This window comes from Neisseria sp. HMSC055H02, assembly GCF_001813335.1.
In the GTDB taxonomy this organism is placed as follows: domain Bacteria; phylum Pseudomonadota; class Gammaproteobacteria; order Burkholderiales; family Neisseriaceae; genus Neisseria; species Neisseria sicca_C.
Genome location: NZ_KV812096.1, coordinates 1 through 11,645, shown reverse-complemented (window position 1 = coordinate 11,645; position 11,645 = coordinate 1). Strand labels below are relative to the sequence as shown.

Sequence of the window (11,645 nt, the reverse complement as noted above, 5' to 3'; positions counted from 1 at the left end):
CGTCTGAAAACCTGTTTTCAGACGACCTTTCGTTATCCCCTCTATCAAATCGAATATTCAATCAACTCGTTCTGCGAGAACACATAAACCTGTTTCGGTACCAATGCCAATTCCCGCCCTGCGGCCAAATCCAGCCTTGACGCGTCGCTGCCTGCGAGCGTGATATGTACGTCCTGTTTGCCGTGTTTCACCAAAACGTGCGTCAGTGCGCCGACGGCGTGGATTTTTTCGATTTTGGCGCGGATCATCGGGGTTTCGTGTTCGGCGGCGAGCTGCCATTCGTGCGGGCGGATGTAGCCGGTGGCGGTTTGTTCCTGCCATTTGTATTGCGTGTCCAATTTCCACGCGAAGCCGTTGTAATGCCAGATGCCTTTTTCGATTCTGCCTTCGAAGGCGTCGGTTTCGCCGAGAAATTCGGTAACGAAGGCGTTTTCGGGTTTGCGGTAAATGGCTTCGGCGCTGCCGGTTTGTTCGATTTTGCCGTGGTTCATAACGACGATTTCGTCGGAAACTTCAAGGGCTTCTTCTTGGTCGTGTGTAACCAGAATGCTGGTTACGCCTAGGTTGTGATGGATGTCGCGCAGCCAGGTGCGCAATTCTTTGCGGACTTTGGCATCCAGTGCGCCGAAGGGTTCGTCCAAAAGCAGGAGTTTAGGTTCGACGGCGAGGGCGCGGGCGAGGGCGATGCGTTGGCGTTGGCCGCCGGAGAGCTGGTGCGGATAGGATTTGGCAAGGTGGGAGAGTTGCACGAGTTTGAGCAATTCTTCGACTTTGGCGCGGATTTGTTCTTTGGACGGGCGTTCGGACTTGGGCAATACGGTTAAACCGAAGGCGACGTTGTCAAACACGTTCATGTGGCGGAAGAGGGCGTAGTGTTGGAACACGAAACCGACTTTGCGTTCGCGCACATGCTTGGCGGTTACGTCTTGCCCGTCAAAGAGGATGTTGCCGCCGTCGGCGTTTTCCAGTCCGGCGATGATGCGCAGGAGCGTGGTTTTGCCGCAGCCGGAAGGGCCGAGCAGGGAAACGAGTTTGCCGGTGGGGACGTTGAGGTTGATGTTTTTCAGCGCGTGGAAACTGCCGAAGTGTTTGTTTAGATTTTGAATGGTGATGCTCATGCTGCGTTCCTTTCGGCGGCGGCGAGTTTTTTATCTTGTAATTTTGTGATGATGTTCTGCACCGCCAGCGTCGCCAGTGCTAAAAGTGCCAATACGCCGGAGAGGGCGAATGCGCCGGTGAAGTTGTATTCGTTGTAGAAGATTTCTACCAAAAGCGGGATGGTGTTGGTTTCGCCGCGTATGTGTCCCGATACCACGCTGACCGCGCCGAATTCGCCCATCGCGCGGGCGTTGGTAAGGATGATGCCGTAGAGCAGCGCCCATTTGATGTTGGGCAGGGTAACGCGCCAAAACATCTGCCAGCCGCTTGCGCCGAGTATCAGGGCGGCCTGTTCTTCGCTGTCGCCCTGTGCCTGCATCAGCGGGATGATTTCGCGCGCGACAAAGGGGAAGGTAACGAACAGCGTTGCCAGAATAATGCCGGGGATGGCGAAGATAATCTGTATGCCTTGTGCTTCCAGCCAGCCGCCCAACGCCGTGTGTGCGCCGAACAATAGGACGAACATCAAACCGGCCACCACGGGCGATACGGAAAACGGCAAATCGAGCAGGGTGGTCAGCAACTGCTTGCCGCGGAAGTCGAAGCGGGTCAACAGCCACGCCATCGCCACGCCCAAGACGGCATTGACGGGAACGACCACTGCGGCGGTAATCAGGGTGAGCTTGATCGCCGCCCACGCTTCAGGATCGGTAATAGATTGCAGGTACAAATCCCAACCGCCTTTCAGCGCCTCGTAAAACACGGCGATGAGCGGTACGACCAGCATCAGCAGCAGGAACCCCAGCGCGACGGCGGTCAACAGCACGCGCAGCCAGCGCGGTTCGGTCAGATTGGGATTGGCGGAATAGGGTTTCATGGCGGTGGTGTTCTCTGGTTGGTTTTAAGATGTTTGGAGGTCGTCTGAAAAACCGTTTTTTGTGAGGCGGATTCGTTTTCAGACGACCTTTTATTGATTAAGAGAGCAAAAAGCGTCTATCTGCCGTCATTCCCGCGCAGGCGGGAATCCCTCGATAAAGTTCGGCTGCCTTATTTATTTTTGGTTTTTCTGTTGCCGTGCGGTGGATTCCCGCCTGCGCGGGAATGACGGCAACAGGGATTTCAGACGACTTTTAACGGTAGGTTGGATTCTTGAATCCGACAAAATATCCGGTGTTTCCGTTGTTTCAGTTTCAGGTGTCAAAACGTCGGATTCAAAAATCCGACCTACGTTTTTCAGACGCCCCCTCAACCCTTCGCTCCCGAACGCCTGCTCAACGCCCACTGCATCACGTTCAGCGCAAACAGAATCACAAACGAAACCAGCAGCATAAACAACGCCACCGCCGACGCGCCCTGTACGTCGAACTGTTCCAGCTTGCCCGTAATAATCAGCGGCAGGATTTCGGAAACCATCGGAATGTTGCCCGCGATAAAAATCACCGAACCGTATTCCCCCGTTGCCCGCGCGAACATCATGCCCGCACCGGTTAAGAGCGCCGGCGTGATTTCCGGCAGCAGCACGCGGCGGAACGTCGTGAAGCGGTTTGCCCCCAAAGTCGCCGCCGCTTCCTCATATTCGCCCGACAATTCCTCCAATACCGGCTGTACGGCACGGACGATAAAGGGCAGGCTGACGACGACCAGCGCAATCCAAATGCCGACGGGCGTAAACGCGATTTTGATGCCCAAAGGCTCGAAAAAACGGCCTATCCAACCGTTGGGCGCATACAGGGTCGCCAACGCGATGCCCGTAACCGCCGTCGGCAGCGCAAACGGCAAATCGACCAGCGCGTTCACCAGCCCCTTGAGCGGAAATTCATAGCGCACCAACACCCACGCCACCAGCGTGCCGAACACGACATTGGTCAGCATCGCATAAAACGACATCCGCAAACTCAGCCATACCGCCGCCAACACGTTCGGCTCGGCAATCGTGTTCCAAAAGCCGCCCCAGCCGATTTCCGCCGCTTTCGCCGCCATCATCGCAAACGGTAAAACCACCAGAAGCGACAGGCACAATACGGTCAGGCCGAGGCTGATTTTGAAGCCGGGCAATACGCTGGGCGTTTTGAGTAATAACATGGTCGCTCGGAAGGGAAAAAGAAGATGCTGCCACTTTAACGGGGTCGTCTGAAAAACGGAAAGAATGGTTTGTTTCCCGCAAAGAAAAATTGGTTATAAGTATTGCGTGAAACAAGGCCGAAAACTGTACATCCGCCCGCGCGGGGTGTATGCTTCGAATACATTCATACAATATCAATCTTTACCACAAACCTTAAACGTCGTCTGAAAACGACTAAATTCAGGAATACCGCCATGACCGATTTGACCGTTTGGGAAGTTTCCCCCGTAAATACCGTGATAGACCATGTCATCAGCCGCTATCACAATACCCACCGCGCACAACTTGAAGAGCTTGTCCCCTTGGCGCATAAAATCGCCTCAACCTCGCCCGACGGCTTCCCTGCCGAACTGCCGGAACTGCTCGAATACATCCAAAACGAGCTGCTGATGCACATGATGAAGGAAGAACGTATGTTGTTTCCGATGGCAAAACAGGGCTTGGGCAGCCGCGCCGCCATGCCGGTTAATGTCATGATGCACGAACACGAAGAACACGACCGCGCACTGGCGCAGTTGAAAACCCTGACCAATCATTTCACTCCGCCGCAAAACGCCGACAAAGACCAGCAAAGGTTGTACGCGTTGGCACAAGAACTGTCGGACGATTTGGAAGAACATATCCACTTGGAAAACGAAATCCTTTTCCCACGCATCTTGGCTTCATAAAAAATATCGGCGGCTGTCTAGCCGCCGATATTTTCTACCTATGCCACTCTATAATATATAATTGTTTTATATGGATATTCAACCCATGAGGATTATCTTATGAAACCTATTGCCACCGCGTTATCGCTATCCGCCTTCATCCTGACCGCCTGCACTGCAGACTCGCCCCGCATGTCGGTAGGCCTCGGCTTGGGAACAGGTATAGGCAGCCATATCGGATTAGGTACCTCTGTCAATATTCCCGTCGGCATCGGCAAAAGGGAAAACCGTATCCCTAAAAACAACGGCGGCATCCATATTATCGAAGAACAAATCGTTACTTACTTTGACGCACAGGGCAACCCTGCCGACAGCCCCGTCAAAGGCGGTTACTATCGGCAATTAATCAGCAGGCATAATCATGAATATCTGGTACAGGATTTCTACAGCGACAACAGCAGGAAACGCACCGACCCCTACCCCTTGCCCCGCGACCGGCTGCTACAATTCCGCGCCACACCGTATGACGGTTCATTAACCGTATATGCCTACAACGGCAACGTCATGCAGCAACAGGTATTTAAAAACGGGAAATTAATCAGCGCAAAATATTAATGGAATAAAGTCAAAATAATATACTTACCATTCAAATATTTGAAATGCTGCCGTTTCGTCAGTTAAAATTTTAGTTGACACTTTTTTTCAGGGCTATATAATACTCCCCATTCCCCGATAGCTCAGTCGGTAGAGCGACGGACTGTTAATCCGCAGGTCCCTGGTTCGAGCCCAGGTCGGGGAGCCAAATTTAAAAAGCCTGAACAATTTGTTCAGGCTTTTTTGCATGTACTTATTATCTTCAATCGGCGAAAAATAAAAGTCTTCCTATCGTCTAAAGTATTAAGATTTGCCTGATTGCTCCTTTCAGACGACCTTCCTATAATCTGTTTTTCTTTTTTTATAAAGAGGCAATAAATCATGAATATTACCGAAATCGTCCGCCAACGATACAGCACCAAATCTTTCGACCCGTCCAAAAAAATCGCTGCCGAAGACTTCGCCCATATCGAAGCCGCCCTGCGCAACAGCCCCTCCAGCGTCAATATGCAGCCGTGGCACTTCATCATCGCCGATGATGAAGCGGGCAAAGCGCGCATTGCCAAATCCACCGAAAAACTCCCTTACAACGCCCCAAAAATTACTCATGCCTCCCACGTCGTCGTCTTCACCGCCCGCGTTTGCGCCGACGATGATTATGTCGCCGCCGTATTGGCACAAGAAGACAAAGATGGACGTTTTGCTACGGAAGAAGCCAAGCAGGCCGGCGACTCTACCCGCCGCTTGTTCTTGGGTATCCACCGCAACCAAATCCAAGATGAAGAGCAATGGCTTGCCAAACAAGTCTATCTCAACATGGGCCTCACCCTATTCGCCGCTGCCGCAGCAGGCATCGACGCCGTGCCGATGGAAGGCGTGAATTTGCAGGTTTTGAATGAGGAATTCGGTTTGACCGAAAAAGGCTACAAAGCCGTCGCCGTCGTCTCCTTCGGCTACCGTGCCGCAGACGATTTCAACGCTGCGCTGCCAAAATCGCGTTTTGAAAACGAAGCCATCTTTACCAAAATCTAAAAAAAAATGATGAAACGGCAATAGGTCGTCTGAAACCTTCAGATAGAGGGTTTCAGACGACCTTTTTGCGTCATCACATCCTGTTTCGGTATAATTCGCGTTCCAATATCCGGCTGAAAGCCGTTCAGACCTGCCCGTGAATACATCATCGAAACCTTCCCTACCCTATCTTGCCTCGTGCGCCAGCCTGATTTTTCTGATCCTCCTTTCCCTGTCTTGGGAATTGTGGATTGCGCCTTTGCGCGACGGCGGTTCATGGCTTGCCCTCAAAGCCCTGCCTTTATGCCTGCCGCTGGGCGGCATACTCAAGGGCCGTATTTATACTTATCAATACAGCTCTATGCTGATTCTGATTTATTTTGCCGAGGCGGTCATGCGCCTGTTTGACGCTTCGCCTGCCGAACGTATGTGCGCCGCATTGTCTCTTATCTCCTGCATAATTTTCTTTGCCGCCTGCCTCGCATTTATCAAACAACACAAAAAAGAGGGGAAATAATGTTTGCCCGTACCGCATATCATCTTAAAAATGAATGGAATATCCGCCTGCTGCCTTTATGGGTTTGTTTTATCTGGGTTTGCGCCGTCCCTTTCCTGTCGATTTACCGCGTAGGCCCACTGCCGAGCTTCTACCTTGAAGCCGGCTCCCTGTTGGGTGCGACAATTTTAGTATTGGCTTCGGCATATAAAGGCCTGCTCAATATCCGCCTGCCTTATGTATCTGTCGGACTGTTGCTGATGGCGGCATATTGGGCGATACAGCCTCGGATAATGGGCTTGCTGTATCCCGGGATGAGCGACTTGGCGGCATGGACCTTCGTCATCCTCGCCCTGTCTGCTTGGGCCTGCCGCGGCTGGATTTCCGCTTACGGGCAGGACAGAATTGTTACCGTATTCGCATGGGCATTGTTTTTTGGTGCAGCCGCGCAGGCTGTCGTGGCATTTATGCAGTTCAAAGGATGGTCGGACATTTCCCTGTTTCACGGCATATTGGCTTACGGCGGCGGAACGGTAAACGGTCAGCTCGGACAACGCAACCATCTGGGCCATTATCTGATGTGGGGCGTACTTGCCGCATCCTATTTGTGGGCAACGCGGAAAATGCCCGACTGGCTGGGATTTATTTGCGTATTTCTGCTGACTGCCGTCTTGGGTTTGGTCAACTCGCGCACTATCTTGGGCTACATCATCGCTATCGTATTGATTCTGCCTTTTTGGTACTGGCGGGCAGGCCGCGAATCGGCACGCTTAATCAAAATCTTCTTTTTCGCAGCGGTATTGGCTGCGGTTTTCCAGTTCGGCATGGGGACATTGCTTGATTTACTGGGCAACAGCCGTTACGAAACCGCCGTCGAACGTGCGGGGCACAGCGATTTTGAAGGTTCTGCGCGCCAAATCGAATGGCGGAATGCCTGGACCGCCTTTACCCGCTCCCCAATCCTCGGACACGGCTGGAACAGCTTCGGCAGCCTGAGTTTTCTGTTAAATGCCGAAAAACAGTACTTTGCCAATAACATCCTAGGCGTTTTGTTCACCCACTGCCACAACCTTATCCTGCAAATCCTTGCCGAAATGGGGCTGACAGGCGCATTATTGAGCGCGGGAACCATGCTGGCGGGCGTTTGGCGTTTGATTGCCCGTCCGTCTAATCCTGCCAACCTGTTCCTACTGACCGCCGCAAGCGTAACCATGTGCCACAGCATGCTCGAATACCCGCTTTGGTACATCTACTTCCTGACCCCGTTCGCCCTCATGCTTTCGCTCTCAAGCGCGCGTTATGAAGATGTATCCGACGGAATCAAACAAGCCCGCCGCCGCAATTTGGCAGGCGGTATCGCCGCATTGGCCATTATCGGCGGCACGCTGCACTTAGGCTGGAACTACACCGACCTGACCGCTTACAGCCGTCAACCCAAAACCGACGGCCCGTCTCAAGTCAACGCCAAAATTTCCGGACTGCGCCGCATTTCCGAAACCAGTCCCATGCTGGCCTATTATGCCGACCTGAGCCTGACCCGCCGTGCCGATCCGGCCGATGAAAAAGTCCAACCTTGGGCGCAAAAAGCGGCATTCGACGCACTCACCTACCGCCCTTACAGCAATGCCTACCAGGTCGGCCTCTACCTCTACCGTCAAGGTAAAACCAAAGAAGGCGCGCAATGGATGCAAGATATGTATTATTACTATCCTTACACGATGCCGTTTTACACCGGCAAAATCCGCAGCAGAAAGGAATTCGAACCGCTTCTGCCCCAAATTTTGGAAGACTGCCGCAATTTCCTGAAATCGCCAAAACATAAAACCGCCAAACCTTGCGCGGCGGAGATACCGGCATCGTAAACAACCAAGGTCGTCTGAAATATTTTCAGACGACCTTTTGCTATCGATCCCAATAAACAGCCGGCCTACCATTTCCCACTGGCAAGAGAAACCATATTCGGACATAGCGATTTAAATATGTTTTAAGGTCGTCTGAAACGTTTTCAGACGACCTTAAACCCATCTCTCTCCGTTACTGTTCAATCCCTAAAACAGATCCGGTAAAACAGCCGTCATCAGCCGATAAGCCCATATCCTGTCAATCCAAATAAAAAATACCTGTACAGATATTCACGCGCAGGTATTTTCTATTTCAATCCACTATATAATCCCGTTTATTATCCACCGCCCTACTCCCGCCATGTTCTACCTCTACCAATCCAACCGCCTCGAATCGCTAGCCGCCCTGTTTGCCGGAATCCAAAGGGTCAGGCCGCTTGAGTCTGCTTTGGCGGCGGAACAGATTGTGGTGCAGAGTCAGGGGATGCGGCGTTATTTGAGCGTGTATCTGGCGCGCGAACTGGGGGTGGCGGCGAATTTGCAATTCAGCCTGCCGGCGGGTTTGACGTGGCAGTTGATGCAGAAGCTGATTCCCGATATTCCCGCGCTCAGTCCGTTTTCGCCGGAGGTGATGCGCTGGCGGCTGTTGGTTTTGTTCCGCAGCGAGCGTTTTCAGACGACCTCTGAGTTTGAAAACGTCCGCTCTGTCTTGCAAAGCTATTTGGGCAGCGGCGAGTCGGCGGATTATCAGTTGGCGGGGCAGTTGGCGGATATTTTCGACCAGTATCTGGTGTACCGGCCGCAGTGGATTGATGCCTGGCAGGAAGGCAAACTTTTAGGACTGGGCGACGACGAGGTTTGGCAGGCGCAGCTTTGGCGCTATTTGGACGACGGCAACCAATCTGCGCCGCACCGTGTGGCGCTGTGGGAAAAGCTGCTGTCGTCTTTGGATAAGGCGCACCTGCCCGAGCGGTTTTTCGTGTTCGGCATTTCGACGATGGCGCCGATGTATTTGCAGCTTTTGCAGAAAATTTCGGAACATTGCGATGTGTTTGTGTTCGCACTCAATCCGAGCGATCAGTATTGGGGCAATGTGATTGAGGCGGCGCAGCTTTTGAAGGGCGGCGACGATGCGGATTTGTCGCAGACGGGGCATCCGCTCTTGGCATCGTTGGGCAAGCAGGGGCGTGATTTTTTTGATTTTCTGACGGAAATCAGCTTGGAGGAGCAGCCAGTGTTTGAAGAAGTTTCAGATGACACGCTGCTGCACTGCCTGCAAAACGATATTCAAAACCTGCGGATGCCGTCTGAAAACAGTCGCGCAGATTTGCTGGATGACGGCTCCGTCCGTATTGTGTCGGTACACAGCCCCTTGCGCGAATTGCAGATTTTGAAAGACAAGCTGTTGCGGATTTTGCACGAACATCCGGACTGGCAGCCGCACGATATTGCCGTTTTGACGCCGAACATCGAACCATACAGCCCGTTTATCGAAGCGGTGTTCGGGCAGGCGCAGGGCGGGGCGCAGGCTTTGCCGTATTCGGTTTCGGACGTGAAACTCAGCCGCCGCCAGCCGCTGCTTTACGCGCTGGAGCAGACGCTGGATTTGTTGGAAAGCCGGTTTGAAGTCGATAAAGTGCTGCCGCTGTTGGAAAGCGGTTTGGTGCTGCGCCGTTTCGGGCTGACGGCAGACGATTTGCCGCTGCTGCACGACACCGTTGCCGAATTGAACGTGCATTGGGGCTTGGACGGAACGATGCGCGGCGCGGCGGACAATCTGTTCACCTGGCAGCAGGCATTGGAGCGCATCGTGTTGGGCTGGATGCTGCCCGACGACGGCAGCCCGCTCTGGCAAAACGTCAGTGCGTGGCACGGCGATGTCAACCGCCTCGATGTGTTCGGCCGCTTTGCCGCCTTCATCCGCACGCTGTCACGCCTCGCCGCCGAGTGGCGCAAACCCGCAGCGGCGGAAGAATGGACGGAACGCTGCCGCGATTTGGTGCAGTCATTATTCCTGCCCGACGCCGACGACCAATACGCCTTGCAGCAGTTTGAGCAGGCGTTGGCAAAATGGCAGGAAGAAACCTCGTTGGCGGGCTTTAGCGGCACTTTGCCGCAACACACCGTCATCCGCCACATCCGCCGCTTCTTAGGCAGCGAAAGCCAAGCAGGATTCCTGCGCGGCGGCATCACCTTTTGCAGCATGGTGCCGATGAGGAGCCTGCCGTTTAAAGTTATCTGCCTCTTGGGGCTAAACGACGGCGATTTCCCGCGCAACACCAAAGCCGCCGTGTTCGACCTGATTGCCAAACACCCGCAAAAAGGTGACCGCGCCCGCCGCGACGACGACCGCTACCTTTTCCTCGAAGCCATCATCAGTGCGCGCAACATCCTTTATCTCTCCTACGTCGGCCGCAGCATCCGCAACGACGACGAATTCGCCCCGTCCGCCCTCGTCAGCGAACTCATCGACACCATCGCCGCCATGACCGGACGGCGCAGCAAAGAGCTGGCGGAACACTGGGTCGAGCAACACCCCCTGCAACCGTTCTCCCACCGCTATTTCATCGCAGACAAAATTTCAGACGACCTCTTCAGCACGCGGCAAGACTACGCCGAAGCCCTCAACCGCCCGCGCGAACAGGTGCGTCCGTTTTTCAGCGAAGCCCTCGAAGAAAACACCCCCGTCCCGACCGTCTGGCAGGACGACTTCATCCGCTTCTGGAAAAATCCCGTCAAAGCATGGCTGCAACAAACCTTGGGCTGGCGCGAACCCTACCGCGACGAAGCATGGGAATCCGCCGAACCCTTCGAGCCGCAACGCGCCGACAAAATCGCCGCCGCCTACCTAGACGCCCGCCGCCACAACCAAGACTTTCAAGAAACCGCCGTCCGCCTCGACGCCGAAAGCCTGTTACCCGCCGGTGAATTGGGTAAATTGTGGCAACAGAATTTCCAAGCCGCAGCCAAACGCATAGACGGCGCATTGCTGCAAAGCCCCAAACTGCCGCCCTTCGCCTATGAAATCCAGTTCGACGGGCAAACCCTGCAAGGCAGCCTCGGCAACCTGTACCAATGCGGCCAAGTGTTCTACCTCGACCGCAAACCCAATGCCCCGCAACGCATCGCCCTTCTGCTCGAACATTTAATCTTTTGCGCGGTAGGGTCGGCGGTAGGGTCGTCTGAAACCGAAACCTGCCAAACCCATATCGTTCAGCCTGAAGAAACAACGCTTTATCCCGAAATCCCTAGCAGCCAAGCGCAACAAATGTTGCAAAAATGGCTGACGTTCTTCAACCTCGGACAAACGCGCCCGCTGCCTTTCTTCGCCAAAACCAGCCTCGCCGCCGCCGAAGCCTACGGCAAAAAACAGAGCTGGGAAGATGCCCTGAACAAAGCCAGGGAAAGCTATCACGGCAACAAAGTCAGCAAAGGGCAAAAAGACTATACCGAAGTTGCCTTAGTGTTCGGCAACGAAGACACCGAACCGGTAGAAGGAGCGTTGTTCCAAAGATTGGTGGAAGAGCTGCTGATACCGCTGCTGGACGCGGTAAAGGAAGAATCGTCGGATGCGGCATAGAGGCCGAAAATCGGAAGAGGTCGTCTGAAAACGTGAATTCATCGTTTCAGACGACCTCTTCCCTGGTAAACCTGTTTTTAAAACCCCTCACTTCCGCCATCATTCACCAAACCGGAATCCATTGGAAATTCGAAAGGGCAGATGTCTCAAAAACAGTTGCCGAGAAAATCCACCTACTTAGTTTCCTGCCCATCGGGAATGATTGCAGGAGACCTTTGCAAAATCCCCCCAAAATCCCCTAAATTCCCACCAAGAC

At 53.7% G+C, this 11,645-nt stretch carries 9 protein-coding genes and 1 tRNA gene; 7 read left to right on the top strand and 3 right to left on the bottom strand.

Features of this window, described 5'->3' with window-relative positions; genetic code table 11:
- Nucleotides 1-44 precede the first annotated feature (44 nt).
- The 3 genes from HMPREF2907_RS06885 to cysT all read right to left on the bottom strand — a co-directional run bounded on the left by HMPREF2907_RS06885 (nucleotide 45) and on the right by cysT (nucleotide 3,180).
- A complete protein-coding gene (locus tag HMPREF2907_RS06885; RefSeq protein WP_070681530.1) occupies nucleotides 45-1,118 on the bottom strand; it encodes a sulfate/molybdate ABC transporter ATP-binding protein in 1,074 nt (357 codons plus the stop codon).
- Nucleotides 1,115-1,975, bottom strand: coding sequence for a sulfate ABC transporter permease subunit CysW (cysW, locus tag HMPREF2907_RS06880; RefSeq protein ID WP_009312943.1), 861 nt, complete (start codon nucleotides 1,973-1,975; stop codon nucleotides 1,115-1,117). Before cysW ends, HMPREF2907_RS06885 begins: the two co-directional genes overlap by 4 nt.
- A 368-nt stretch (nucleotides 1,976-2,343) precedes the next feature.
- A complete protein-coding gene (gene cysT / locus HMPREF2907_RS06875; RefSeq protein ID WP_003759178.1) occupies nucleotides 2,344-3,180 on the bottom strand; it encodes a sulfate ABC transporter permease subunit CysT in 837 nt (278 codons plus the stop codon).
- 234 nt (nucleotides 3,181-3,414) lie between these two features.
- Between cysT and HMPREF2907_RS06870 the strand changes: the two genes are divergently transcribed.
- From HMPREF2907_RS06870 to recC, 7 genes are all read left to right on the top strand, one after another.
- Nucleotides 3,415-3,888 (top strand): hemerythrin domain-containing protein, encoded by a 474-nt coding sequence (locus tag HMPREF2907_RS06870; RefSeq protein ID WP_070442847.1) that lies wholly within the window; start codon nucleotides 3,415-3,417, stop codon nucleotides 3,886-3,888.
- Between the two features lie 99 nt (nucleotides 3,889-3,987).
- Nucleotides 3,988-4,482 carry a hypothetical protein gene (locus HMPREF2907_RS06865; RefSeq protein WP_049226274.1) on the top strand — a complete coding sequence of 165 codons (495 nt, stop codon included), beginning with the start codon at nucleotides 3,988-3,990 and terminating at the stop codon, nucleotides 4,480-4,482.
- Between the two features lie 111 nt (nucleotides 4,483-4,593).
- Nucleotides 4,594-4,669 (top strand) — tRNA-Asn (locus HMPREF2907_RS06860).
- A 173-nt stretch (nucleotides 4,670-4,842) separates the two neighbouring features.
- Nucleotides 4,843-5,493, top strand: a complete 651-nt coding sequence (gene nfsB / locus HMPREF2907_RS06855; RefSeq protein WP_070681526.1) for an oxygen-insensitive NAD(P)H nitroreductase — start codon at nucleotides 4,843-4,845, stop codon at nucleotides 5,491-5,493.
- Nucleotides 5,494-5,629: 136 nt separating this feature from the next.
- A complete protein-coding gene (locus tag HMPREF2907_RS06850; RefSeq protein ID WP_070681523.1) occupies nucleotides 5,630-5,989 on the top strand; it encodes a DUF2069 domain-containing protein in 360 nt (119 codons plus the stop codon).
- Nucleotides 5,989-7,830, top strand: coding sequence for a PglL family O-oligosaccharyltransferase (locus HMPREF2907_RS06845; RefSeq protein ID WP_070681520.1), 1,842 nt, complete (start codon nucleotides 5,989-5,991; stop codon nucleotides 7,828-7,830). Before HMPREF2907_RS06850 ends, HMPREF2907_RS06845 begins: the two co-directional genes overlap by 1 nt.
- Before the next feature lie 340 nt (nucleotides 7,831-8,170).
- The gene (gene recC / locus HMPREF2907_RS06840) at nucleotides 8,171-11,389 is read left to right on the top strand and encodes an exodeoxyribonuclease V subunit gamma (protein ID WP_070681517.1); all 3,219 of its coding nucleotides are present in this window, start codon (nucleotides 8,171-8,173) and stop codon (nucleotides 11,387-11,389) included.
- Nucleotides 11,390-11,645 lie beyond the last annotated feature (256 nt).

Bases quoted from the DNA above. Each gene is read 5' to 3' on its own strand.
- HMPREF2907_RS06845 (WP_070681520.1), top strand. From the start codon at position 5,989: ATGTTTGCCCGTACCGCATATCATCTTAAAAATGAATGGAATATCCGC.
- cysT (WP_003759178.1), bottom strand. From the start codon at position 3,180: ATGTTATTACTCAAAACGCCCAGCGTATTGCCCGGCTTCAAAATCAGC.
- HMPREF2907_RS06885 (WP_070681530.1), bottom strand. From the start codon at position 1,118: ATGAGCATCACCATTCAAAATCTAAACAAACACTTCGGCAGTTTCCAC.
- HMPREF2907_RS06865 (WP_049226274.1), top strand. From the start codon at position 3,988: ATGAAACCTATTGCCACCGCGTTATCGCTATCCGCCTTCATCCTGACC.
- HMPREF2907_RS06870 (WP_070442847.1), top strand. From the start codon at position 3,415: ATGACCGATTTGACCGTTTGGGAAGTTTCCCCCGTAAATACCGTGATA.
- recC (WP_070681517.1), top strand. From the start codon at position 8,171: ATGTTCTACCTCTACCAATCCAACCGCCTCGAATCGCTAGCCGCCCTG.
- cysW (WP_009312943.1), bottom strand. From the start codon at position 1,975: ATGAAACCCTATTCCGCCAATCCCAATCTGACCGAACCGCGCTGGCTG.
- nfsB (WP_070681526.1), top strand. From the start codon at position 4,843: ATGAATATTACCGAAATCGTCCGCCAACGATACAGCACCAAATCTTTC.